26 protein-coding genes are annotated in these 26,035 nt (G+C 38.7%); 22 read left to right on the forward strand and 4 right to left on the reverse strand.

Going from position 1 to position 26,035, the window contains the following annotated elements; all coding sequences use genetic code 11:
- Window positions 1-14: 14 nt before the first annotated feature.
- Genes ACOMCU_RS05060 through ACOMCU_RS05070 form a run of 3 tightly spaced genes read left to right on the forward strand, consistent with a single transcriptional unit; the run spans window position 15 to window position 2,289 of the window.
- The gene (locus ACOMCU_RS05060; RefSeq protein ID WP_010858495.1) at window positions 15-1,004 is read left to right on the forward strand and encodes a FecCD family ABC transporter permease; all 990 of its coding nucleotides are present in this window, start codon (window positions 15-17) and stop codon (window positions 1,002-1,004) included.
- The gene (locus tag ACOMCU_RS05065; RefSeq protein WP_421049567.1) at window positions 1,004-1,786 is read left to right on the forward strand and encodes an ABC transporter ATP-binding protein; all 783 of its coding nucleotides are present in this window, start codon (window positions 1,004-1,006) and stop codon (window positions 1,784-1,786) included. The genes ACOMCU_RS05060 and ACOMCU_RS05065 overlap by 1 nt, the downstream gene beginning before the upstream one ends.
- Before the next feature lie 11 nt (window positions 1,787-1,797).
- A complete protein-coding gene (locus ACOMCU_RS05070) occupies window positions 1,798-2,289 on the forward strand; it encodes a pyridoxamine 5'-phosphate oxidase family protein (protein ID WP_421049568.1) in 492 nt (163 codons plus the stop codon).
- 225 nt (window positions 2,290-2,514) lie between these two features.
- On the opposite strand, the gene ACOMCU_RS05075 is transcribed toward ACOMCU_RS05070, so the two are convergent.
- Genes ACOMCU_RS05075 through ACOMCU_RS05090 form a run of 4 tightly spaced genes read right to left on the reverse strand, consistent with a single transcriptional unit; the run spans window position 2,515 to window position 4,991 of the window.
- On the reverse strand, window positions 2,515-3,135 hold the full coding sequence (locus ACOMCU_RS05075; protein ID WP_421049569.1) for an ABC-2 transporter permease: 621 nt from the start codon (window positions 3,133-3,135) through the stop codon (window positions 2,515-2,517).
- A 6-nt stretch (window positions 3,136-3,141) separates the two neighbouring features.
- Entirely contained in the window at window positions 3,142-3,768 is a 627-nt protein-coding gene (locus ACOMCU_RS05080) for an ABC-2 transporter permease (RefSeq protein ID WP_421049570.1), read from the reverse strand.
- Window positions 3,768-4,613 (reverse strand): ABC transporter ATP-binding protein, encoded by an 846-nt coding sequence (locus tag ACOMCU_RS05085; protein ID WP_421049571.1) that lies wholly within the window; start codon window positions 4,611-4,613, stop codon window positions 3,768-3,770. The genes ACOMCU_RS05080 and ACOMCU_RS05085 overlap by 1 nt, the downstream gene beginning before the upstream one ends.
- Window positions 4,614-4,991 carry a GntR family transcriptional regulator gene (locus tag ACOMCU_RS05090; RefSeq protein ID WP_421049572.1) on the reverse strand — a complete coding sequence of 126 codons (378 nt, stop codon included), beginning with the start codon at window positions 4,989-4,991 and terminating at the stop codon, window positions 4,614-4,616. It abuts the gene before it with no gap.
- 210 nt (window positions 4,992-5,201) lie between these two features.
- On the opposite strand from ACOMCU_RS05090, the gene ACOMCU_RS05095 reads away from it, so the two are divergent.
- The 19 genes from ACOMCU_RS05095 to pgsA all read left to right on the forward strand — a co-directional run bounded on the left by ACOMCU_RS05095 (window position 5,202) and on the right by pgsA (window position 26,034).
- Window positions 5,202-5,465: a hypothetical protein gene (locus ACOMCU_RS05095; protein ID WP_010858502.1), complete on the forward strand. Its 264-nt coding sequence runs from the start codon at window positions 5,202-5,204 to the stop codon at window positions 5,463-5,465.
- A 9-nt stretch (window positions 5,466-5,474) separates the two neighbouring features.
- Window positions 5,475-6,254, forward strand: a complete 780-nt coding sequence (locus ACOMCU_RS05100; protein ID WP_010858503.1) for an NAD(P)-dependent oxidoreductase — start codon at window positions 5,475-5,477, stop codon at window positions 6,252-6,254.
- Window positions 6,248-6,838 (forward strand): dipicolinate synthase subunit B, encoded by a 591-nt coding sequence (locus tag ACOMCU_RS05105; RefSeq protein ID WP_010858504.1) that lies wholly within the window; start codon window positions 6,248-6,250, stop codon window positions 6,836-6,838. The genes ACOMCU_RS05100 and ACOMCU_RS05105 overlap by 7 nt, the downstream gene beginning before the upstream one ends.
- Before the next feature lie 82 nt (window positions 6,839-6,920).
- Window positions 6,921-7,958: an aspartate-semialdehyde dehydrogenase gene (locus tag ACOMCU_RS05110; RefSeq protein ID WP_421049573.1), complete on the forward strand. Its 1,038-nt coding sequence runs from the start codon at window positions 6,921-6,923 to the stop codon at window positions 7,956-7,958.
- 13 nt (window positions 7,959-7,971) lie between these two features.
- Window positions 7,972-8,871, forward strand: a complete 900-nt coding sequence (dapA, locus tag ACOMCU_RS05115; RefSeq protein ID WP_010858506.1) for a 4-hydroxy-tetrahydrodipicolinate synthase — start codon at window positions 7,972-7,974, stop codon at window positions 8,869-8,871.
- Window positions 8,872-9,286: 415 nt separating this feature from the next.
- On the forward strand, window positions 9,287-10,954 hold the full coding sequence (locus ACOMCU_RS05120) for a ribonuclease J (RefSeq protein ID WP_010858507.1): 1,668 nt from the start codon (window positions 9,287-9,289) through the stop codon (window positions 10,952-10,954).
- Between the two features lie 275 nt (window positions 10,955-11,229).
- Window positions 11,230-13,524: a DNA translocase FtsK gene (locus ACOMCU_RS05125; RefSeq protein WP_421049595.1), complete on the forward strand. Its 2,295-nt coding sequence runs from the start codon at window positions 11,230-11,232 to the stop codon at window positions 13,522-13,524.
- Between the two features lie 199 nt (window positions 13,525-13,723).
- Window positions 13,724-14,452 (forward strand): GntR family transcriptional regulator, encoded by a 729-nt coding sequence (locus tag ACOMCU_RS05130; RefSeq protein ID WP_010858509.1) that lies wholly within the window; start codon window positions 13,724-13,726, stop codon window positions 14,450-14,452.
- Window positions 14,453-14,505: 53 nt separating this feature from the next.
- Window positions 14,506-15,588: a BMP family lipoprotein gene (locus ACOMCU_RS05135; protein WP_421049574.1), complete on the forward strand. Its 1,083-nt coding sequence runs from the start codon at window positions 14,506-14,508 to the stop codon at window positions 15,586-15,588.
- Window positions 15,589-16,140: 552 nt separating this feature from the next.
- Window positions 16,141-17,682, forward strand: coding sequence for an ABC transporter ATP-binding protein (locus ACOMCU_RS05140; protein ID WP_421049575.1), 1,542 nt, complete (start codon window positions 16,141-16,143; stop codon window positions 17,680-17,682).
- The gene (locus ACOMCU_RS05145) at window positions 17,682-18,728 is read left to right on the forward strand and encodes an ABC transporter permease (protein ID WP_421049576.1); all 1,047 of its coding nucleotides are present in this window, start codon (window positions 17,682-17,684) and stop codon (window positions 18,726-18,728) included. The genes ACOMCU_RS05140 and ACOMCU_RS05145 overlap by 1 nt, the downstream gene beginning before the upstream one ends.
- Before the next feature lies 1 nt (window position 18,729).
- Window positions 18,730-19,689: an ABC transporter permease gene (locus tag ACOMCU_RS05150; RefSeq protein WP_421049577.1), complete on the forward strand. Its 960-nt coding sequence runs from the start codon at window positions 18,730-18,732 to the stop codon at window positions 19,687-19,689.
- 176 nt (window positions 19,690-19,865) lie between these two features.
- Window positions 19,866-21,137, forward strand: a complete 1,272-nt coding sequence (yfmF, locus tag ACOMCU_RS05155; RefSeq protein ID WP_421049578.1) for an EF-P 5-aminopentanol modification-associated protein YfmF — start codon at window positions 19,866-19,868, stop codon at window positions 21,135-21,137.
- Complete coding sequence (yfmH, locus tag ACOMCU_RS05160) at window positions 21,134-22,435, forward strand: EF-P 5-aminopentanol modification-associated protein YfmH (protein WP_421049579.1); 1,302 nt, start codon at window positions 21,134-21,136, stop codon at window positions 22,433-22,435. Before yfmF ends, yfmH begins: the two co-directional genes overlap by 4 nt.
- Entirely contained in the window at window positions 22,432-23,160 is a 729-nt protein-coding gene (ymfI, locus tag ACOMCU_RS05165) for an elongation factor P 5-aminopentanone reductase (RefSeq protein WP_010858516.1), read from the forward strand. The genes yfmH and ymfI overlap by 4 nt, the downstream gene beginning before the upstream one ends.
- Window positions 23,161-23,204: 44 nt before the next feature.
- Window positions 23,205-23,462: a DUF3243 domain-containing protein gene (locus ACOMCU_RS05170; RefSeq protein WP_010858517.1), complete on the forward strand. Its 258-nt coding sequence runs from the start codon at window positions 23,205-23,207 to the stop codon at window positions 23,460-23,462.
- A gap of 226 nt (window positions 23,463-23,688) precedes the next feature.
- Window positions 23,689-24,477 (forward strand): DUF3388 domain-containing protein, encoded by a 789-nt coding sequence (locus tag ACOMCU_RS05175; protein ID WP_010858518.1) that lies wholly within the window; start codon window positions 23,689-23,691, stop codon window positions 24,475-24,477.
- 25 nt (window positions 24,478-24,502) lie between these two features.
- Window positions 24,503-25,408, forward strand: a complete 906-nt coding sequence (locus ACOMCU_RS05180) for a helix-turn-helix domain-containing protein (RefSeq protein WP_421049580.1) — start codon at window positions 24,503-24,505, stop codon at window positions 25,406-25,408.
- Window positions 25,409-25,455: 47 nt separating this feature from the next.
- Window positions 25,456-26,034: a CDP-diacylglycerol--glycerol-3-phosphate 3-phosphatidyltransferase gene (gene pgsA, locus ACOMCU_RS05185; RefSeq protein WP_010858520.1), complete on the forward strand. Its 579-nt coding sequence runs from the start codon at window positions 25,456-25,458 to the stop codon at window positions 26,032-26,034.
- The last annotated feature ends 1 nt before the right edge of the window (window position 26,035 follow it).

The raw sequence follows: 26,035 nt of genomic DNA on the forward strand, positions 1-26,035 counted from the left end.
GTGAGGTGCTTCACATGATTCGTACAACAAGAAGTCGCACAATTGTTATTATAACTTTTGCGCTCACACTGATAGCTGCGATAGTAGCAATAGGACTAGGCAGTGTGCATATTGCCGTTCCAGATATTTTAAAGACCATTTTTAATGGACGTGAAGAAGGGGTCTATACAACGATTATTTGGGATATTCGTCTGCCCCGTGTTTTATTGGCACTTATTATTGGCGCCAATATTGCTATCTCAGGTGCTTTGCTACAAGCAGTGATGGGCAATCCACTTGCAGATCCCGGACTTACTGGTGTAACGAGTGGAGCTGCAGCATTTGTTCTACTCATTATGTTAGCCAATCCTGAGTACACACATTTAATCCCGCTAGCAGCATTTGTCGGCGGATTACTAGCCGCTACAATTGTCTACGCACTTGCTTGGCGACGGACTGGCATCACGCCAATAACGATTATCTTATCAGGGGTTGCAGTCAACGCTTTATGCGGTGGGGTAATAGGTTTCCTTTCCATTATATATAGCGACCGTTTACCTTCAGCGGTGCAATGGCTGAATGGTAGCTTAGCAGCAAAAGGTTATGCATCATTGCAAATGATTTATATGTACGCCATTATCGGTTGGATTTTATCGATTTTTGCAATCCGCAAGGCTAACATTATTCGTTTGGGCGATCAAGTCGCTGTGAACTTAGGTGAAAATGTCACGCGTATTCGAATACTTTTATCTATCTTAGCTGTTTTTTTAGCAGCCATTTCTGTGGCAGCGATTGGCATGATTGGGTTTGTCGGCTTAATCGTTCCGCATATGGCACGATTACTTGTCGGCTCGGACTATAAATATATGTTGCCAATGAGTATGGCAATGGGGGCTATTGTATTACTGCTAGCTGATACGGGTGGTCGGACTTTATTTGCGCCATTGGATATTCCAGCGGGTATATTAATGGCGGTTATCGGTGGTCCATACTTTTTATACTTAATGCGAAAGAGGGCGTTTTAATGTTAAAAATTGAGCAGCTTTCCGTTTGCTATGAGCACAAAGAAGTTGTCCATGATTTTTCATTTGATGTCAAAAAGGGAGAGGTATTGTCCATCATCGGTCCAAATGGCTCAGGAAAGTCTACGATTTTAAAGGCAGTGTCGCGTATGTTACCTTATCAAGCGGGAACTATTACGTTTGACGGAGAAAATATGCGCCAATTGTCATCAAAGGAAATTGCAAAGAAAATGTGTGTATTGAGTCAGCGCAACCAAGCCCCAGCCGATATAACAGTACGTAATTTAGTATGTTACGGACGGTATCCTCATAAAAAATGGTTTGAACGTTTGGATGATGAAGACTATGCGATTGTCGATTGGGCCCTAGAAAAAACACAGCTCACTCATTACAAAGATCAATCGATTGCTGCACTATCTGGCGGAGAATCACAGCGTGCTTGGATTGCAATGGCACTGGCACAAAGACCACAAATATTATTACTAGATGAGCCGACAACCTATTTAGATATTGCGCATCAGCATGAGGTGCTCGAGCTAGTACGTGAGTTGAACCGTGATATGGGAATGACCGTTGTCATGGTACTCCATGATTTGAATCAGGCTTCTAGTTATAGTGACCGTATCGTTGTTGTAAAAGATGGCTATCGTGCACAAATTGGGACGCCAGATTATGTCATGACAGAACAAATGATTCAGACCATTTATAAAATGGAGGCAGAAATTCAACATGTTGAATGGGATTCAGCCCCACGTATTCAATTAAAAAGTACTATTAAATGTTAGGAGGCTTTATCATGAAAAAGACAATAGATATTGAAAAAATTAAACAAGATTATGAAGTGTTTATTCAAGGGAAAAAAAGTTGTGTGTTAAGTCTAGTTAACGGTGAAGGAAAGCCATTTAGTAGCACGACACCTTTTGTACGTATAAACGGCAAGTTTTATATTTATATTAGTCGTATCGCAGAGCATTTCCAGCTACTCGAGCAGGCACAATTTGTCGATGTATTATGTGTTGCAGATGAAGCTGTGACGTCTAATAGCTTTGCTGCTGAGCGCGCGCGCTGGCAATGTACGTCTAAGCATTTAGGTAATGAAGGGTATGAGGAAGTGTTTGCTAAATTCGATGAGGTACATAGCGCACCAATGATGAAGCTGTTACGTACGCTTGATTTTTCACTATTTGAGCTAACACCAATAGAAGGCCGTTATGTTGTAGGTTTTGGTAAAGCATTTGATATCGATTTAGTCAATGATACGTTAATACATGTAGTCGTTGATAAGTAAACATTTGACGCTTTCATTTTTACCAGTTAACCTACAGATGTGAAGACAAAAGGTTTCGGGAATGCCTATCATTCCCGAAACCTTTTGATTTTTTTTGTAGTTTTTCTGCAACGATTATTGAGATCGTATACAGCAACAGATGTAGGTGTTTCAATAAATCGCTATCATTGAGCATAACAATTTACACCATTATTGCAAATAAAAATAGTAAAGTAGTCGTTTCTATCAAAAAATCTCCTTTGCTGCCAATAAAGCGAGACATTTTCGAAAGACAAAAATGCTAATCATAGTGCTGATAATGGTCGGAACAAGGATCACTAATAAATTTCCCGCCACTAACGATAGATAATAATGGATAGGATAGTTGATTAGAAAAATAAGGAAAACAGCCGTAAACAGCCTTAAATTTTTCATACTCTTCGTATCTTGAACGTGTAGTATGTAAAATTGTATACAGATAAGTAAAATCACACAACTAATATTTGCGAAGTACAAAGCGAAATGCTCAGAAAAATTACTGTATATAGTAATATGCATAAAATAAAAAGGTGCAGTAATAATAAAAAGAAGTAAAATTTGACAATAACAAAATAGAAAATCAGTTTTTAACTGTGTTTTTTTTGCTAGTGGTAAGCTATTTACAAATAGTTCCCAGTTGGCCTTCTTGTCCTGCTCATAAAAACTATTGACAATATTAAGTGAAAATATAACGATGAAAAACAGCATAGAAAAACTATCAAAATATTGTATACTGATGAAATTAATAATAATACAAATAATTAATATGCTAACTATTGAGAATTTTTGCATCGAAATTCTATACCAAAATAGTGCTTTCATCCGCATCGCCTCCTAAAAATCTTTACGTTTATAAATACCAGTTGAAATAAGATAAGATAGCCATAAGATAAAAAGCCCAACAAAAGGTGCAAGGTAGCTATAATCTTTCAGTTTGGATAGTATCACGAAAAAATTGGTCACATATCCTTCTAATAGACCTAGTAAAAAGCCTGGTATGAAGCATAATGCAATAACAACCATTCTTCCTTTGATTGAGCCGAATTTAATATATATTGGTAATAACATTGCCAGCATACAAAAAGCAACTGTCACAATTAGGCTGAAAATCAGAAAAAAATCGGTTGTCGAAATGTTATTTGTATAGCGATTAATAAGTATGACAAAAGGTAACGCAATCACAAGTCCAATGATCATCAAAATGATACTTAGTATATATTTGCTGAGCACTATTTCGCCTTTTGAAATAGGAAGCGTATTCGCATATTTATCCCAGTTGCATAGCTCATCGTATGTGAGAGCAGTTATAGCTTGAATGGTTACGATCAAGACAATAAATGAAAAAAGTATTGCACCCTGTTGCATGAAAACAGACATGATTAAAATGGCAATGAGAAAAATAGCCTGAGATTTCAATTGACGCTGGAAAGTCATTAAATCTTTCACTAGCAGTGCAGTCATCACACAACACTACCTTTCACATAAAATAGCATAATTTCCTCAATAGTCGGCTTTTCAAGACTAAATGCCGTACTTACTTCGTTTTTACGGACAAGTACCTCAACACCAAAAGCACCGTTGCGCTTCCCGATAACAGCATGTTCAGGTAATTCACTTACTTCCTCATTATTTCCTTTAAAAATGCCGTATTCATAAAGCATTACATCCTTACTTTCACTAAATAAAATTTCACCATTATGGATACATGTAATATAATCCGCAATCTTTTCTAAATCACTCGTAATGTGTGAAGAAAATAAAATACTATGTGTTTCATCCTGCATAAAATCTAAAAACAAGTCGAGAATTTCTTCACGAATAATGGGATCGAGCCCACTTGTTGGTTCATCTAAAATCAATAATTTTGGATGATGTGACAAGGCTAGTGCAATTGACAGCTTCATCCTCATTCCTCGGGATAACTCTTTAATCCTTTTTCGCTCAGGCACTTTAAATTGCGCTAGCCGCTCATAATAATAGGGCGAATCCCACGTTTTAAATACTCTCTTCATAAATTTGTCGAGTTGCGTCGCATTTAGCGTCTCGGGTACATGTAAATCGTCAAAAACGACACCGATGTCGTTTTTTATCGCAATTTCATGTTCGACAGCATCCTTGCCAAATAGCAAAATTTCGCCATATTCTTTTTTAAGTAGATTTAACATGCATTTAATCGTTGTTGACTTGCCCGCACCATTCTCTCCAACAAAGCCCATGACTGTTCCTTGGGGTACAGAAAAACTCACATCTTTTAGTGAAAAGCCAACAAAGCTTTTATGTAAATCATGAATTTCAATGGCATTCATTTAGTTGTCCTCCTCTAAAGTTAATGTTAGAAGCTCTAGTACTTCCTCTTTTGTAAGCCCTGCTGTTTTTGCTGTTTTAACGGCCTTTTGCAAATGTTCTTCAACCTGACGTAGTAATTCCTCACGAAGAAAATCTTGATTGCGCTCCGTAACAAAGCTCCCTTTGCCTGCGACGGTTTCTATAAAACCATCTCGCTCTAAATCAGCATAGGCCCGTTTCGTTGTCATCACGCTAATTTTTAACTCCTTCGCAAGCATACGAATAGAAGGTAATGCATCACCGGCCTGTAATTTATTGGCCAAGATTGCTTCTTTTAATTGCATCGTAATTTGCTCGTAAATTGGCTTATCGCTGGCGTTACTTAAATGAATATGCACTTTTTTCACCTCACAGATTTAATGACGCAGGTGTATTTATGGTTGCCATTGTACTTTTGACACATAAGACATACGCCGAAATATTTAACCGTATATATACACTATATACAGACAGGGCGAAAGATGCAACCTAGAAGACTCTTAATGATGGGCACGAATTGCAGAAACTCGGCATATATTGGGATAACGGCTCAAGGAGGGAGATGAGGCATGCTACTATCAGAAATGGTGGATAAAGAGTTAATTCAGGTTGAAGGTGGGGTACATTTTGGCATACTGGCACACACAGAATGCCTATTAGATGTACAAACAGGAAAAATCCATGGTTTTGAGATTATTAAAGATAAGATGCCATTCCAAAAAAAGAAAGTAAAAGTTAGTGAAATGATCCCATGGCATGAAATTATACTAATTGGCGAAGATCGAATTTTATTTAACAAAACAACGACGGTACAGTCAGAATTTTTACAGTGAGGTGAGCTTTTGGAAAACGAAAAATGGCTCGTGATCGGAGAAGACTCGAGATTAAAGGAATTAGCGACAATGTTGAGGAGTCCATCACGTACAGTATTTTATAAAAGAACAACCGTCTGGAATGAGGAGTTAAATAAACTGGTTTTAGAGTTCCAGCCCAATAAAATTATTCTACCCATTCTTCCATTAAAGATTGAGGTTGAACAATTATACGGTATATCTCAAGTTAAGTTTTATACGGGGCGACTGACGATGCATTGGAAGCACTTGCTTGAAAAAAATGAAACGAATTGCTATTTACAGCAAGAGTCTTTTATATGGCAAAATGCTCGTTTAACAGCAGAGGGATTTATCGCTACGTTTTACGGTTTAGAGCAAAAATGTATTTACGGACAAAACTTTACTATCGCGGGTTTCGGACGCATAGCCAAAATGCTCGCGTCTTTACTCGTTAAGATGGGTGCTAACGTGCACATTGTAGCAAGGTCGGTTGTGCAAGTAAGTGAAGCAAAGGCCTATGGTTACAAAGCGACAAATTTAGATGATCGAAAATGGTCAGTCCATGACAGCATATTTATTAATACAATTCCGGCCAAGTGGATTACGGAAACATTCCAAGATCATGTACCTGCAGTACTATATGATTTAGCTTCGGAGCCAGGCTGTTTAGATATAGATGCTAATCAGTTACAAACGTATGTACTATTGCCATCATTACCTGGGAAATACTTTGCACATGATGCCGCAGAAATATTGTGCAAGGCAATAGAGGAGGAAGAAAATTGCTAACGGGGAAACGAATTGGATTAGGTATAACGGCTTCACATTGTACGTATGAAGATGTTGTGCCAAAAATTCAAAATTTTATCGATGTAGGAGCGACGGTTATTCCGATTATTACCCACTCTGTATTACATGCAGCTACACGCTTCGGCACAGGTGAGGAGTGGATTGAAAAAATCGAGGCTTTAACAGGACAACAAGTCATTACTTCTATTAAAGAGGCGGAACCATTTGGACCATCAAATCCACTGGATGCTATGGTTATAGCACCGATGACAGGCAATAGTATTAGTAAATTTGCCAACGCAGCCACAGACAGCCCAGTGTTAATGGCAGCAAAGGCAACCTTACGCAATGGCTCACCTGTCATCCTGGGCATCTCTACCAATGATGCTCTCGGCTTAAATGGCATGAATATTATGAAACTGCTCAATGCTAAAAATATATATTTTATTCCATTCGGTCAGGATTCACCACATGGAAAACCGAACTCATTGATTGCTGATTTTGATAAAATGGTAGATACCGTTTATGCAGCAATTACGCAGAAAATGCAATTACAACCGCTGTTGATACAATATTTCAAATAAATCATTGATTACACACAATTTTCAGTAATTTTGTGATACAATAGCACACATTATGGAACTTGTATTCAAGGAGAGATGACAGATGACAAAGCAGTTAACAGTTGCGGTTGTAGGTGCAACAGGAGCAGTAGGGTCTAAAATGATGGAGCAGCTAATAACACGAAATTTTCCTATTGGTGACATTAAGTTTTTAGCTTCTGCACGTTCAGCAGGAAAACCAATCGAATTTAATGGTAAGACATATACAATTGAAGAAGCGACACCAGAAGCTTTCGAAGGCGTCAATGTCGCTTTATTCTCAGCGGGTGGTTCGGTATCAGCGGTGCTTGCGCCAGAAGCGGCAAAACGAGGTGCGGTGGTCATTGATAATACGAGCCATTTCCGTATGGATCCAGAGGTACCACTAGTTGTACCTGAGGTAAATCGCGGCGATCTTACTAAGCATAAAGGAATTATTGCAAATCCAAATTGCTCTACAATTCAAATGGTGGCGGCCCTTGAACCAATTCGTGCAGCATTTGGCTTAACGAAGGTATTAGTATCGACATATCAAGCAGTTTCAGGTGCAGGTATTACTGCGATTCAAGAATTAAAAGCACAAAGCGCAAACTGGGATGCAGGTAAGGAAGTAGAAGCAAATATTTTACCATCTGGTAGCGACAAACGTCATTTCCCAATTGCTCGTAATGTCATTCCACAAATCGATAAATTTACAGACAATGGCTTTACATACGAAGAAATGAAAATGATTAATGAAACGAAGAAAATCATGCATGCACCAGAGCTAAAAGTAGCTGCAACTTGCGTACGTGTGCCAGTCGTTTCGGGACACTCTGAATCTGTTTATATTGAAGTAGAAAAAGAGGCAACGGTTCAAGAAATTTTTGAAGTATTACGGAATGCACCAGGTATTGAATTACAAGATGATATCGCAACACAAACTTACCCAATGCCAATTTATGCAGAAGGGGAAGACGCTACTTTTGTAGGACGTATCCGTCAAGACTTAGACAATGAAAAAGGATTCCACCTATGGATCGTATCAGATAATCTATTAAAAGGCGCTGCATTAAACTCGATACAAATTGCAGAAGCAATGCTTGAGGATAACTTACTATAAGAGGGGTGTAAGGATGAATATAGGTCGAATTGGAACGGCGATGATTACGCCGTTTAAGGAAGATGGCACGATTAATTATCCAGAACTAGAGCGTATTATTAATCATTTAATAGGAAATGGTACTGATTGTATTGTTGCTTGTGGCACAACCTCTGAAAACCCAACGATGACCACAGAAGAAAAAATTGAAGTTGTACGATTTACAGTAGAAAAAGTTGCCGGTCGTGTACCAGTTATTGCAGGTACAGGGGATAACGAAACGGCATATTCTATTGCAATGACACACAAAGCTGAAGAAAACGGTGCGGATGGCATTATGCTAGTAGCACCGTATTATAATAAACCAAACCAACGAGGTATTTTTGCGCACTTTGAAACGATTGCCAAGGAAACGAAGCTGCCAGTGATGCTCTATAATGTACCAGGTCGCACAGGCATTAATGTGGCCTATGAAACTTCTGTTGCATTAAGTAAAATTCCGAATATCGCATGGATTAAAGAAGCGAGCGGAAATTTAGACCAAATGGGCGATATTATTGAGAACGTTGACGCTACAGATGATTTCCTTGTGTATAGCGGAGATGATGGTTTAACATTACCATTACTTGCAATTGGTGGGGCCGGCATTATTTCAGTGGCATCTCACGTTGTCGGTAATGATATGCAGTTAATGATTAAAGCTTTTAAAGAAGGAAATCATCAGCTAGCTGCCCAAATTCATCGAGCATTATTACCACTAGTACGTGCTTTGTTTGCACAGCCGAATCCATCGCCTGTTAAATATGCGATGACAAAATTAGGCTTTGACACATTGAATGTCCGTCTACCTATGGTGGAGATGACAGATGAAGAAAAAGCGAACTTTGACCAAATTTGGGAAACGTATCATGAAAAAGCAAAGCGTTTTAGATAACCGTGTGGCGTCGCTGATGAAAATCAGCAACGCCTTTTTTTTTGAGCGGAGATTTGAATGATTCAGAGTTTCATTTGCATGTAGTCTACATACCACGCTCTGTTGAAGAGAAGAACCGCTCGGGTAACCACGCACTTCGACAGTTCCCCCCTACACTGCTCCTAAGATAGCAAAACACAGAGTCAGCCCCGAATACCACTAAGGCAATAAACAACTAACTTCCTCATCCAATCTAGTCTTTACCTCCTTAGTCCCTATAATCGATGGGTAACTCTTGCCTCAATTTAATTTTAGTAGAAATAAAATACATGTTTCTAACATGAAACATGTATTTTTAATTTGTGCAAAAGCTTTGCAAACCGTATAATGAAAATTAAGTGGTTGCTGTTCGGGATATCTTTTAGGAGGAAACAAATTGACAAAAAAGAAAAATGAATTAATTCGCATCATTCCACTGGGTGGCGTGGGCGAAATTGGAAAAGCAATGTACGTAGTAGAAATTGACGAAGAGCTATTTGTAGTTGATAGTGGTTTAATGTTCCCAGAAGACGAGATGCTGGGCATTGATATCGTCATCCCTGATATTACGTATTTAGAAGAAAACAAAGAGCGTGTGAAGGGAATTTTCTTAACGCACGGACATGAGGATGCAATTGGCTCAATTGCTTACATCTTACAAAAAGTGAAAGCCCCTGTGTACGGGTCTAAACTAACAATTGCACTCGCGAAGGAACATTTGAAGGAGTTACCTGCACCACATCAGGTGAAGTTCTTTGAAGTAACAAATCGTAGCCGTATGAATTTCAACTCAACGTATGTGACATTCTTCCATACAACACATAGTATTCCCGATTCATTAGGGGTAGTGTTCCATACATCTGAAGGAGCAATCGTTCATACTGGAGAGTTTAAATTCGATCAATCTGCAACTGGTAAGTTCAAGCCAGATTTGGCAAAAATGGCTCAATTAGGGGAAGAAGGCGTATTTATATTGCTTTCGGAATCGTGTGAAGCAGAACGACCAGGTTATACGACATCTGAAATTGTAATTGAAGAACAATTATCAAAAACATTCCATTCAGCACCAGGACGTATTTTAGTCGCTGTGTATGCATCAAACTTTATTCGTATTCAACAAGTATTCGCGCAAGCTCAAAAATCGTTCCGTAAAGTGGCGATTGTTGGTAAGCCTTTAGAAAAAGCTGTTGATTTAGGTGTGCAGTTAGGCTATTTAACACTCGAAGAAGACACAATTATCCCAATCTCTGATATGCAAAAATATCAAGATGATGAAATTATTATTATTGCAACTGGCAATAGAGGCGAGCCACTAGACGCCCTAGAAAAGATTGTCCGTAAGCATCACAGAGACATTAAGATTAAAAAGGATGACACAGTGCTGATTACGTTCACACCTTCTCCTGGTATGGAAGTACAAATGGCGAATACGATGAACTCGATTGCAAAAGCGGGAGCTGAAATTCTGACATCTAGTAAAAATGTGCATGTTTCAGGTCATGGTAGCCAAGAAGATTTAAAATTAATGCTTAACTTGATGCAACCGAAATATTTTATCCCTGTACAAGGTGAATATCGTATGCTTATTGCACACTCTAAGCTTGCACAACAACTAGGTATGCAAAAGTCACAAATTTTCATCGCTGATAAAGGGGATATTGTCGAATACAAAAACGGTAAAATGCGAATGAGCGGCCGTGTACAAGCAGGTAATGTCTTAATTGACGGTATTGGGGTAGGCGATGTTGGTAATATAGTCCTTCGTGACCGTAAATTATTATCACAGGATGGTATTTTCATTGTCGTGGTAACATTAAACCGTGCACAAAAGAAAATCGCGTCAGGTCCAGAAATTTTATCGCGAGGTTTCGTTTATGTTCGTGAATCAGAAGCATTGATGGTAGAAGCATCTGAAATTGCTAAGAATGTGATAGAAAAATACGTTGGTAAAGAAACGTTTGAATGGACAAATATTAAACAAGAAATTCGTGATACATTAAATACTTATTTATTCCAAAAAACAAAGCGCCGCCCAATGATTATCCCAATCATTATGGAGTATTAAAACAAAGTAAAACTACACTGAAGGGTATTGTTCACCCTTCCCTCGATATCTTTATGAACCTATGCTAAGATGCCACTTTTGTGGTCATGCCTAAGTCACCAGCATCATGTTGGCCTATGACATGAAAACGCATAGCGAATGTTGAGGATAAGTAGCGAATGAAAAAGGATTTTCTAGCCGACGTAACGGTGGAAAATCCTTTTTTTGAAACAAAGGAGTACTACATGATATCATTCGCTACATATATAAAATGGATTGCAAAAGAAGGTGAAAAAATGACTAGAAGAAAAAAGACAAAAGTAACTAAAGGGAAATCATCAGCAGACAATAAAGAAATGCACCCGCTTATGTTTGAAATTTTAGGGCTCGTCCTAATTGCACTTGCGGTCATTATGATTTTTGAATATGGCATGATCGGGCGTATACTCCAAACAATTGCAATGTTTTTTATAGGTAATTTACATTTTGCTGTACCGTTTATGCTTGTATTTATTGCTTTAATACTAATGATTGGCCGTAAAAAAGTAAGCATGAAGGACCGACTGATTTTAGGCATGCTACTTATTATTATGAGTTTAACAATTTTTAGTCATAGCATTCTATTTGAGCAATTATCCAAATCAGGTGGTTTATTATCAGACTCCGTACTACGAGAGTCTTGGCGAATATTAATTGATACTGATGGCGTGGTACATCGTAGTAATTCACTTGGCGGTGGTATGGTTGGTGCATTGCTTTTTAGTGGACTTCATGTGCTGTTTGAGGCAACAGGTGCGAAGGTTGTCGCATGGGTCATTTTCTTTATCGGATTGATTCTAGTGACTGGAAAAGCACTTGTTCCATATTTAGCGGAAAAAATGCCTGCTCTTTTTGGAAAATGGCAAAAAAAACAGCAAGATAAGAAGAATAATGCACCAAAGAAAAAACAAACGAATCGTCGCACAAGAGCAGAGAGCATGGATGAGATTGCAGCTGAGGATTATAGTCAAACAGTACAAGTAGAAGAGGAAGTTTCCCATGAGCCGATTATCTCAGCCTTTACTCAAAATGTTTCACATGAACGACAGGAGACGTCTGTGGCCCCTAAGAATGTGGGCATAGAAGAAGGAGAGTTGGTAGATGATGTTCATATTGAGGACACCGCTGCGATTGAAAATGCAGATTATCAGCTTCCATCGTTTAATCTATTAAAAATGCCACCACAGCATGACCAAAGTGGTGAATATTCAGTGATTCAAGCAAATGCGAAAAAGCTTGAGCAAACATTGCAGAGCTTTGGCGTAAAAGCAAAGGTGACACAAGTTCATCTAGGGCCAGCTGTGACGAAATATGAAATTTTACCCGATATTGGAGTTAAGGTAAGTAAAATTGTTAACTTACAAGATGACCTTGCGTTAGCATTGGCAGCCAAAGATATTCGTATGGAAGCACCGATTCCTGGGAAATCAGCCATTGGCATTGAAGTGCCAAATAGTGAGGTAGCGATTGTTACACTGAGGGAAGTGCTGGAGTCTAAAGATGGCGCAAAACCAGATGCATTACTTCAAGTGGCGTTTGGTCGTGATATTACGGGACAAGCTGTGTTAGCCGAGCTAAATAAAATGCCACATTTACTAGTTGCTGGTTCAACTGGTAGTGGAAAAAGTGTGTGTATAAATGGCATTGTCGTATCCATACTAATGCGAACAAAACCACATGAGGTAAAGCTGATGATGATTGATCCGAAAATGGTGGAGTTAAATGTCTATAACGGGATTCCACATTTATTAGCACCTGTTGTGACAGATGCACGTAAGGCATCGCAGGCACTAAAAAAAGTGGTATCAGAAATGGAACGTCGCTATGATTTATTTTCTCATACGGGCACTCGTAATATAGAGGGATATAACGGTCATGTACAAAAAGTAAATGAACAAACTGCTGAGAAGCACCCTAAATTACCATATATTGTGGTGATTGTGGATGAGTTAGCGGATTTAATGATGGTTGCATCCAATGATGTAGAGGATTCTATTACACGTTTAGCTCAAATGGCTCGTGCAGCAGGTATCCATTTAATACTCGCGACACAAAGACCGAGTGTCGACGTATTGACTGGGGTTATTAAGGCTAATATTCCTTCTCGCATAGCCTTTGCGGTATCATCAGCGATTGATTCTAGAACCATTTTAGATATGGGGGGGGCAGAGCGATTACTTGGTCGAGGGGACATGCTATTTTTACCAGCAGGTGCTTCTAAGCCGAAACGTGTACAAGGTGCATTCTTATCAGATCAAGAGGTAGAAGAAGTCGTAGAATTTGTTATAGAACAGCAAAAAGCACAATATCAAGAAGAGATGATTCCAACAGAAGAGGAAACCGTTTTAGAAGAAACGGATGAACTTTTTGATGAGGCTGTACAATTAGTCGTTGGAATGCAAACGGCTTCAGTCTCAATGCTGCAACGTCGTTTCCGCATTGGCTATTCCCGTGCAGCTCGTATCGTTGATCAGATGGAACAACGTGGTATTGTCGGGCCTTCAGAGGGAAGTAAACCTCGTCAGGTACTCATTCACCAGTACGATAATTAACGCTTGTGGTAAGACTAAATTTTGGATGATATATACATTTTTGTCCATTTGTTTGCGATAATTGAGGACAAAGGGCGAATTCTATTACAGATTTTTCTCAAAACAGTTTATTTCATTCTACAAAAATGTTATATTTATGAACGATTAGTAGGAATGTTGTACATCAGATGTCTGATCTCTGATTTTGGTGGTGATATATGTGACTATTAAAGCAGATCATCGTCATCTCTATCTTCAAGTAATTGATCGTTTAAAATCTGATATTGAGACCGGCGTTTTCAAAGAAAATGAAAAATTGCCTTCAGAGTTTGAATTATCGAAATCACTAGGAGTCAGTCGAGCAACACTTAGAGAAGCGCTTCGACTGTTGGAAGAGGAAAATGTGATTGTGCGTCGACATGGGGTTGGTACATTTGTTAATCCCAAGCCGTTGTTTACATCTGGCATCGAGCATTTATCCAGTATTTCTTCTATGATCGAAACGGCAGGGATGGAACCAGGATCGCGTTTTTTAAAAGCAACTGAAACCGTACCTTCTGAGGAAGATTTAAAACGCTTCCAATGTGATGGCGAAGATAAAATACTCACGATTGAACGTGTCAGAACAGCGGATGGTGAACCAGTAGTTTATTGTATAGATAAACTACCAGCTAGCTTCCTGCCTACTGACTTTGTAGACAAAAAAGAAGTTTCACTTTTTTCTGCACTTGAACAATCGGGTAAAATTCACGTTGCCTATGCTGTGACTTACATTGATCCAGTTGGGTATCATGAACAAGCATCACCGATTTTAAATTGCGGTCGTGAAACAGCACTTTTAGTATTGAAGCAGCTGCATTACGATGACCATGATCAAGTAGTGTTGTATTCAAAAAATTATTTCCGAGCTGATAAATTCAGCTTCCACGTAGTACGAAAACGGGTGTAGAACATTTCTAAATATTTTCCTGCTAATTACAATACCTTTGGGGGGTTAACACAATGAAAAAACGTAAATTTGGTTTAGTATTATCTTCAGTATTAGCTGCTAGTGCGATTCTAGGTGCATGTGGTACGAAAGAAGACAAAGGCAAAGAAAATGACAATGCTTCAACAGGAGATACAAACACAGAAGAAGCGTTCTCAATTGCAATGGTTACTGACGTAGGTGGCGTTGATGACAAATCATTCAACCAATCTGCATGGGAAGGTGTTCAAGCCTACGGTAAAGAACATGGCCTATCAAGAGGTGATGGTGGTTTCGACTACTTACAATCAAAATCAGACGCAGACTATGAGTCAAATTTAAACCTATTATTACGTCGTGATTTTAACTTAATATACGGTATCGGCTATATGTTGAAAGACGCTATTGAAGCTCTTGCAACTGAAAACCCAGATAACCATTTCGTAATAGTTGATGAAGAAGTAGCTGCTGATAACGTCGTATCAGTAAAATTTAAAGAGCAAGAAGGTGCATTCCTAGCTGGTGTTGCTGCTGCTAAAATGTCAAAATCAGGTAAAATCGGTTTCGTAGGAGGCATGGATATCCCAGTAATCAACCGTTTCCAAGCTGGTTTCGTTGAAGGTGCTAAAGCTGTTAACCCAGATATTGAAATTCAACAAAAATATACAGGAGCTTTTGATAAAGCAGATCTTGGTAAAATTACTGCAAATAGCATGTACTCTTCAGGTGTAGATGTAATCTTCCACGCTGCTGGTGCAACTGGTAAAGGTGTGTTCTCTGAGGCAAAAGAGCGTAAAGCAAAAGACCCTAAAGCAGATGTTTGGGTAATCGGTGTAGATGCTGACCAATACGAAGAAGGTAAAGTGGACGACAAAACAAACGTAACTTTGACTTCTATGTTAAAAGGTGTTAACACAGCAGTAGTAGATATTTCAAATAAAGCGAAAAACGGTGACTTCCCAGGCGGAGAAACTCTTGTTTATGGTTTAGCTGAAGACGGAGTGAAACTTGCAGATTCTCGTGGAGCGATTCCAGAAGATGTACAAAAAGTTATTGACGAATATAAAGAAAAAATTGCTAGCGGTGAAATCGTAGTTCCAGAAAAAGTGGAAAAATAATTCATCTCTCAATCATCATAAGGGGCTTTTTGCAGGCCCTTATGATGATTTTTCAATCTATCGTTATATTTCGACTATTTTTAATACTCTATATGGTTAAATTTATATTTCGACATGATTTCCCATATAGGGGTAGAATTTTCATATGAGTATATCGTTAGCTTAAGATAATGATGGTAACAAGTTAATAGAAGAAAGGTTTCTAACGATGACCTTTCCTGTATTAATTTATCTTCATTCAGCAGATATGTTATGTACCAAAAGTGTAGCGACAGCTATAGAAGACGCCTACCTCTATAGATGAGAGATGCATGCGAATGAATTTTTTGTTCTTTGGGTATTTAACCCCCGCTGAACGTAGATAAGCCTCTGGCGAAGGTCACAGATCTTGAAGAAATGATAAAGGGGATGTTAGCTGGTATTGCGTCGCATCTATGTGATTATGGCTAATTGACCTGCATCGTGCAGGCCTAATCACAATTCAAAATCAGGACTCAAATACGCCAAGGCGAACTTGATATTACAAAAGTGCCTAATAAGGGAGTGACTATATTGGAATATGTGATTGAGATGCTTGGAATCCGTAAAGAATTTGGTGATTTCGTAGCAAATAATAATATCACCCTCCAACTAGAAAAAGGCGAAATCCACGCGTTACTAGGTGAAAATGGTGCCGGGAAATCGACTTTAATGAACGTCCTTTTTGGTTTATACCAACCAGAGGGGGGCGAGATTCGTGTTCGTGGGAATGCTGTAAAGATTACAAACCCGAATGTTGCCAATGATTTAGGAATTGGCATGGTGCATCAGCACTTTATGTTGGTAGAAAATTTTACAGTAACAGAAAACATTATTTTAGGTTCAGAACCTACTAAAATGGGGATTGTCAATATTAAAGATGCTGCGAAGAAAGTGCAAGCGCTTTCTGAGAAATATGGCCTAGATGTAGATCCATATGCAAAAATCGAAGACATCACAGTTGGCATGCAGCAACGTGTTGAGATTTTAAAAACATTATATCGTGGTGCGGAAATTTTAATCTTCGATGAACCTACCGCATCATTAACACCACAAGAGATTACAGAACTTATCCAAATTATGCGTCGCTTAATCGCAGAGGGAAAATCGATTATTTTAATTACGCATAAGCTGAAAGAAATTATGGAAGTTTCTGACCGTGTAACGATTATCCGTAAAGGCGAAGGCGTAGGCACAGTTGTAACGGCTGAAACGAACCCAAATCAATTAGCAGAATTAATGGTCGGTCGCCAGGTGGAGTTCAAAACGGTAAAAACGGATGCACACCCTACGGAGGAAGTATTAACGATCGAGAATTTAGTCGTTACAGACTACCGTAATATCGATAAAGTTAAAGGCTTAAGCTTAAAAGTTTGCAAAGGTGAAATTGTTGGTATTGCGGGTATCGATGGCAACGGACAATCCGAGTTAATCGAAGCCATTACTGGTCTACGTAAGATAAAAAGTGGTAGCGTTAAATTAAATGGCAAAGATATGACAAATATGAAACCCCGAAAAATTACGGAGGAAGGCGTTGGACATATCCCACAAGACCGCCATAAGCACGGTCTAGTATTAGATTTCCCAATTGGCCATAATATCGCACTGCAAACATATTACCAGCCTCCAATCGCTAAGAGCTTTGTCATGAACTATAAGAAAGTATCTGAAAAAGCACGTCAAATCATAGACGAATATGATGTACGTACTGGTAATGGTGAAATGACACCAGCACGTGCCCTTTCAGGTGGCAACCAGCAAAAAGCGATTATCGGTCGTGAAATTAATCGTAATCCAGATTTATTGATTGCCGCACTACCAACACGTGGTCTTGACGTAGGTGCTATTGAATTTATTCACTCCCGCCTTATCGAGCAACGTGATAAAGGAAAAGCAATACTGTTAATCTCCTTTGAATTAGATGAAGTTATGAATGTTTCAGACCGTATTGCAGTTATCTACGACGGTCAAATTGTGGACGAGCTCAATCCAAAAGAAACAACAGAGCAAGAACTTGGTCTATTAATGGCAGGACAAAGTAGTAAAAAAAGTACGAGTAAGGAGGGGAACGACTAATGTCAAATCGTGTCATTAATATACTCGTTCCTATCATCTCAATCATTATCGGTTTAATTGTTGGTGCTATCGTGATGGTAGTCAGCGGCTATGACCCAGTTCAAGGTTATATCGCTCTTTGGATAGGTATTTTTGGAGATTCATATTCAATCGGGAACACAATCCGTCAAATAACACCGTACCTGTTGTCTGGTCTTGCTGTGGCATTTGCCTTCCGCACAGGTTTATTCAACATCGGTGTTGAAGGTCAGCTCATTTTAGGTTGGCTAGCAGCTGCTTGGGTAGGCTATGCATTTGAGCTACCTAAAATTATTCACTTACCTTTAGCGTTACTTGCCGCAGCAGCTGCAGGTGCATTTTGGGCCTTTATTGCAGGTTTCTTAAAAGCGAAATTTAAAGTTCATGAAGTAATCGCGACAATTATGTTAAACTATGCTGCTCTTCATATTGCCAATGCAGTGATTAATAATTTGTCGGATGGCAGCTTTAAAACAGAACGAATTCATGAATCAGCTTCTTTACGTTCTCCGTTTTTAAGAGAGCTTACAGACAATTCAAGTCTTCACTATGGGATCATTATTGCACTGTTAATGGTAGTTGTTATGTGGTTCATTTTAGAAAAAACAACACGTGGATATGAGCTAAAAGCGGTAGGCTTTAACAAGCATGCTGCAGAATATGCTGGGATGAGCGTTAACAAAAACATTATTTTAGCTATGACGATTTCAGGTATGTTCGCTGGTCTTGGTGGTGCGATGGAGGCGCTAGGTACTTTCCAAAATGCTTCTATTAAAACAGGATTTACAGGTATAGGTTTCGATGGTATCGCCGTTGCTTTACTTGGTGCCAACACGCCACTAGGGGTTGTGTTCGGGGCTTCATTATTCGGCTCACTTAAATACGGAGCGCTAAATATGCCAAATGCTGCAGGTATTCCAGAGGAAATCGTCTCTATTATTATCGCGTTAATTATTTTCTTCGTAGCATCAGGCTATATTATTCGAGTAGGGTTACAAAAGTTGAGCAAGAAAAAGGGGGGACAATAACATGAGCTTTTTAGAAATGTTATATTTCATCATCCCTTCTGCGATTCTTTATGCAACACCTTTAATTTTCACCGCAATCGGTGGTGTATTCTCTGAACGTTCTGGTGTTGTAAACATCGGACTAGAAGGTTTAATGATTGTTGGTGCATTTGTTGGTATTTATGTCAATTTAGAATTTGCTTCAACACTCGGTGCAGCAACAATTTGGGTGGCAATGCTGGCAGCTGTCATTATTGGGGGAATCTTCTCACTTCTCCATGCTGTTGCTTCCATTTCCTTTCGTGCCGATCAAACGGTATCAGGGGTTGCCATTAATTTACTAGGTTTAGCGGTAACCGTTTTTTTAGTAAAAATGATTTATGATAAAGGTCAAACAGATATGATTACCCGACCAATAGGCCGTTTCGGTATCCCTTATTTACAGGATATTCCGTTTTTCGGTCCATTATTATTCCAAAACGTCTACAGTACATCAATATTAGCTTTTGCAGTAGCTATTGGTGCATGGTTTATCATTTATAAAACACCTTTTGGGTTACGTTTACGTGCTGTTGGTGAGTACCCAATGGCAGCAGATACGATGGGAGTAAACGTTAATAAAATGCGCTATATCGCTGTAGTCATCTCAGGAGCACTTGGTGGTCTTGGTGGAGCAGTATATGCGCAAACAATTACAGGTGATTTCTCACATGCAACAATTGCTGGGCAAGGATTTATGGCGATTGCGGCAATGATTTTTGGGAAATGGCATCCAATTGGTGCACTAGGTGCAGCACTATTCTTTGGATTAGCGCAAACGTTAAGTATTGCAGGGAACCATATTCCTTACATTCAAGATATTCCTGCAGTTTACCTACAAATATTACCGTATATATTAACTATCCTTGCATTAGCAGGATTTATCGGAAAAGCAAATGCACCAAAAGCGAGTGGACAGCCTTACATTAAAGGTAAACGTTAAAAGGTATAAGACTGGGCGATAAAAGCTCAGTCTTTTTTCCTTATATATTTTCTACTCAGCAATTATTTTTTACACTTTTCATATACATACTTTGGATTCTTTTTGCAATTATAGACAATAGACATGTATAGTATTTGTAGTACATTGTTATATTAAGAAAGATAGGAGGGTTTCATATGTTTAAAACAATACCTTTTGCAAAAGGTGTCAATTTGCATATCCGACAAACGACCCAATTTAAAACCGTAAATTTTTCAATTAAATGGAGAAGACCTTTAACGGCCGAAAGTGCGTCAGAACGCACGGTGTTAACAAATGTATTGCAACACAGTAATGCAAAATATACAACTACAGCTGCATTTCGCAGCTCTTTAGACGACTTATACGGGACAGTGTTGTATTTTGACACGTCTAAGCGTGGGAATGAGCATACCGTGTTGATGAATGTAGAAGCCGTGAATGATCAATATTTGGCTAATACGAGTGTTTTAAATGAAGTGCTCGGATTACTGCACACAGCAATTTTTGAGCCGAATTTAGAAAACGCTCTATTTAAAGAATCCATTGTGGCACGCGAAAAGAAAATGGTCATCCAGCGAATTGAATCCATCTTTGATGACAAATCTCGTTTTGCACAACTACGTTTACAACAAATTTTACGTCCGAATGAGCCTGCTTCAATTTCTGCCAATGGTACGGTAGAAGATATCGAGCGCATCACGTCGGCATCTTTATTCGCAGCTTACCAATCCATGCTAGCAAACGATAAAATTGACATCTATGTTGCCGGCGATATTAATGAAGACGAAATGGTAGCGAAGCTGAAACAGGCCCTACCATTTCAGGATCGTACACCCGTTGAAATTCCTGCTATATTGCCGCAAAAACATCCACAAAATGATTATGTGCGTGAGCAGCATGACATGAAACAAGGGAAATTGCATATTGGTTTTAGTACACCTGTAAAATTTGGCGATGCAGACTTTGCCAAAATGCAAATTTTTAACGGCGTATTCGGTGGTTATCCACATGCCAAATTATTTATGAATGTTCGTGAAAAAGAAAGTTTAGCTTACTATGCATCTAGTTCATACGCATCGCATTATGGCTTGCTATTTGTTGTGTCGGGCATTGAAGCTAAAAATGAAGAAAAAGCCTTTTCACTTATTAAAGAGCAACTTGCTGTCATGCAGGCAGGTGATATTTCTGATTTAGAGCTGGAGCAAACAAAGGCGATGCTGACAAACCAGCTAAAGGAATCCCTAGATTCTGCACGTGGACAAATAGAAATTTACGACCAATACAAGGATTTACCTGAGGAATTTTCTTTTGAAACCTGGGCAAATAAATGGAAGGCTGTTACGAAGCAAGATGTTGTCGAAATGGCAAAACAAGTGCAGCTAGAAGCGGTCTATTTCTTATGTGGAAAGGAGCAAGCCGCACAATGAAAACAATTGAATTTAAACAATTAGATGAAACACTTTACTATGAAAAGCTAGAGAATGGCTTAGATGTATATATTTTACCAAAAAAGGGCTTCTCAAAAACATTCGTGACATTCACGACAAAATACGGTTCTGTTGACCGTACATTTATGCCAATCGGTGAAACGGAAAGCATTTCTGTGCCAGATGGCATCGCACACTTTTTAGAGCACAAAATGTTTGAAAAAGAAGACGGTGACGTATTCCAAAAATTTAGTGAATATGGCGCTTCTGCAAATGCTTTTACATCCTTTACACGTACAGCGTATTTATTTTCATCAACAGACCATATTTATAAAAGCACTGAAACGTTATTAAATTTTGTGCAAGAGCCGTACTTTACTGAAGCGACGGTCAATAAGGAAAAGGGTATTATTGGTCAGGAAATCACGATGTATGATGATCAACCAGACTGGCGATTGTATTTCGGCACAATTGAAAATATGTATCACAATCATCCTGTGAAAATTGACATTGCAGGTACTATCGAATCGATTGACGGTATTACGGCAGACCATTTATATACGTGCTATCATACTTTTTACCATCCTTCAAACATGTTGTTATTTGCCATCGGAGCTGTAGACCCAGAGGAAATGATGGCATTCATTCGAGAAAATCAAGGCAAAAAAGAATTCCCTGAACCAATGCCAATACAACGTTTCTTTGACGAAGAACCGACAGATGTTGCCATAAAAGAACGTACATTGCATATGGATGTTCAAAAACCAAAGTTATATATTGGCTTAAAGGCAAAAGAGACAGGGCTTTCTGGCCGCGACATGTTAAAGCATGAGCTTGCAGTACAAATTGCTTTAGAGCTTATCTTTGGACGTACATCTAATTTTTATGAGCGTGTTTATGATGAAGGGCTAATTGACGAATCGTATGCATTTGACTTTACATTAGAAAATGGCTTTGGCTTTGCCATGATTGGGTCTGATACAACAGAACCAGCTGCATTAGAGCAGGCTATTAAAGCAGAGTTAGCGAAATATGAGGGGAATGCTCAATTTGCAAGTACCGATTTAGAACGCATTAAAAGAAAAAAAATCGGTTTCTTCTTACGTGCACTGAACTCTATAGAGTTTATTGCCAATCAATTCACACGTTACTCGTTCAACGACATGAATTTATTTGATGTTGTACCAGTACTAGAAGAATTAACGATTGCAGATTTAACTACCGCATTTGTAACGATTCAAGGTGAATCGCAACAAACAGTATTCCAAGTTCTACCAACAGAGAAGGGCGAACAGTGAAGAAATTTGCGCTTGTATTAGGTGCTTCAGGAGAGATTGGCCGTGCCATCTGTCAGAGCCTGGCAGAGGACGGTTGGTCACTCTATGTGCATTATTCGAATAATAAGGAAGCAGCTCAAACTTTATTTAATGCTCTTTCTGAAAATTTCCCTACACAGGAATTCATGCTTGTGCAGGGGGATTTTTCAAAAATAACAGCAGCAAAAACGATTGCCTCACAAATTTTCACTGTGCAGGCGATCGTTTTTGCGAGTGGTCAAGCTCATTATGCACTGTTGGAAGATACTACAGTGGAGGATATGGACGCATTATGGCGTGTCCATGTGCAAAATCCAATACATTTAACAGCGTTATTATCCTCAAAGTTACGTGCTCATGCTAGTAGTTATGTGCTCTTTATTGGCTCCATCTGGGGCGAGGCAGGATCAGCTGGTGAAACACTTTATGCGACGGTAAAAGGTGCACAACATGCTTTTGTGAAGTCCTATGCGAAAGAAGCGGCATTGTCGCATATTCGTGTGAATGCTATTGCTCCTGGTTTTATCCAGACTACTATGAACAGTCATTTAAATGATGAGGAGCTAACTACTATATTAGAGGAAATTCCACTTGGTACTGTCGGTAAAACAACTGATGTAGCTGAAATGGTTCGCTTCTATCTTTCAGGAAAGGCTGATTATGTAACAGGACAAATAATAAGATTAAATGGTGGCTGGTACATATAAGATTTTTTTTTGCACATACTACCTGTGTAAAGGAGGAGGATCTTATGACCATTTTAGAAAACTGGCAAAAATGGACATCTTTTTTAGGACAAAACGTAATGCAGGCTGAATCAAGTGGTATGCCGAAAAAAATGATTCAACAAGCAGCTATGCAAATCGGCGATTATTTGGCGACAAATGTCGATCCTAAAAACGAGCAAGAGCGAGTGCTGTCGGATTTATGGGGCGTTGCCTCTGAAGATGAGAAACAAGCATTGGCGAATTGTGTCGTAAAACTTGTTCAAAATAAAACTGTGCAATAAGAAAGAGGAGAGTTTATCTCCTCTTTTTTCTATATCAAAAATTAATATCCGTCAGGAAAAGGGAACGTATGTAAGCCTATTTGGAGTAAGCAGAAAAAAAATAGTAAGTTTTTTAAAATAACGCTGTAATTCCATGTATTCGAACTTTCCATTACATAAAAAATCAGCTATGATGGAACTTATAAAAGATTTTTTACGTTAACTAATAGGAAGGGAACGAGTGAGTTTGAGCGATTGGTACTTTGAATATGAGATTCAGGTGAATCGCCCTGGATTATTAGGAGATATTGCTTCACTTTTAGGGATGCTTCGTGTCAATATAATTTCAATAAATGGTGTCGATGAGGACCGTCGTGGTATGCTAGTACATACAGACAATGATGAGGCGATTGAGCGTTTTCGTACAATTGTTTCGACAATGGAACATATCCACGTTACCAAATTTCGACAACCTAAACTCCGTGATCGCTTAGCCATTAGGCACGGTCATTATATTCCTCGAGATGCAGATGAAAAAAATACCTTCCGCTTCGTGCGAGATGAACTTGGTATTTTAGTGGACTTTATGGCAGAGTTATTTAAGAAGGATGGTCATAAACTCATTGGAATACGTGGCATGCCTCGTGTTGGTAAGACTGAGTCTATTGTCGCGGCAAGTGTATGCGCCAATAAAAAATGGATTTTTTTATCTTCTACAATGATCAAGCAAACTGTTCGTAATAAGCTAGCTGGCGATGAATTCAGTGACAATAATATTTTTATATTAGACGGCATTGTAACACGTCGTTCGACAGATGAGCGACATTTGCAACTAGTACGTGAGATGATGAATATGTCATCCGTCAAGGTCGTAGAGCATCCAGATATGTTTGTTCAGCATTCAGAATATAAGATTGAGGATTTTGATTATATCATTGAACTACGTCACCACCCAGATGAAGAAATTACTTATGAAATAATGGAAAAAAATCATATGATGTCCGAATCCGATTCATTTGGAGGATTTAATTTTTAATTTGATATTAAAGTAGGTGTTATGAGTGGCAGAATTAGGGACTCGACTGAAAGAGGCGAGACTGTCTAAAGGCTACAGCTTAGACGATTTACAAGAGATAACGAAAATTCAAAAGCGTTATTTAGTAGGTATTGAAGAGGGCAATTATTCGATTATGCCTGGTTCATTTTATGTGCGTGCTTTTATTAAGCAGTATGCAGAGGCTGTTGGTTTAAATGCAGAGGATATTTTAGAAACTTATAAGAGTGAATTACCAGGAACGCAAAACGAACAAGTAAGCCAATCGATGACACAAAGTCCAAGCAGAAGGAAAGTTCCATCTAATAAAATGATGGAAGCAATGCCCAAAATAATTGTCGGTTTATTTATTATCGTTATTATTGTTGCAATTTGGGTATTATGGCAATCTAAAAATAATGCCGGGACACCTGTTATTGACGATACGTCACCAGAGATGGAGTACGATACAAAAGTTAAACCGATTGATAGTGAAAAAGATAAAGAGGAACAAGACAAAAAAGAACAAGAGAATGCCAATAAGGATGATTTAAAAGGTGATTCAAAAGAAGAAACACCAGATGAAAATAAAGTTGAAGAAGTTAAGCAAACCATTTCAACGGGTACAATAGAAGCAGATGGTGCGACAACTTCTTATACATTGACAGGTTCAGAGACATTTAAAGTACGCATTGAGGTAGCAGGTCCTACATTTATCGGTATTCGTAACCAACAGCAACAAGAATTGCTATCGGATACACGCGTGTATAACGCAGGCGAAGTAGTAGAATTTGACGCAACGGCGCAAAATTATGCCCGTATCCGTCTTGGTAATTCGACACAAGCTAAGATATATATTAATGACGAGCTTTTAACGTATGCTCAGCAAATCGTAACGCAAAACATCGTCATCAATTTCAATAAAGAACAGTAGTCGTCTTGTGATGACTACTTTCTTTCTTCATGAAAGGTGTTAGAAAAATGAACATTCCAAATAAAATTACCATCTCGCGAATTTTACTTATTCCATTTTTTGTTATTGTTATGATGTTTGATTTTGGTTGGGGAACAATGACGTTATTTGGTGCAGAGATGCCAGTCCATCATTTTGTAGGAGCGCTTATTTTTATCTTTGCTTCAACGACCGATTGGGTAGATGGTTTTTACGCGCGTAAGTACAATCTTGTGACAACGTTTGGGAAATTTTTAGACCCACTAGCGGACAAATTACTTGTATCAGCCGCATTTATATTAATGGTAGAGCTTGACATGGCATCGGCTTGGTTGATCATAATAATTATAAGCCGTGAGTTTGCCGTAACTGGTCTACGCTTAATTTTGGCTGGTGGAGGAGAGGTCGTAGCGGCGAACCAACTTGGTAAAATTAAAACTTGGGCGCAAATTGTCGCTATTGCTGCTGCACTTCTACACAATACCATCTTTACACTTATCGGTATCCCGTTCGATACAATTATGTTATATATTGCATTGTTCTTTACACTTTGGTCAGGATGGGATTATTTCTATCTAAATCGTCGTGTACTGCTGGAGTCTAAATAAG

The sequence above is a fragment of the Lysinibacillus sp. UGB7 genome, from assembly GCF_049058285.1.
Classification (GTDB): domain Bacteria; phylum Bacillota; class Bacilli; order Bacillales_A; family Planococcaceae; genus Lysinibacillus; species Lysinibacillus sphaericus_B.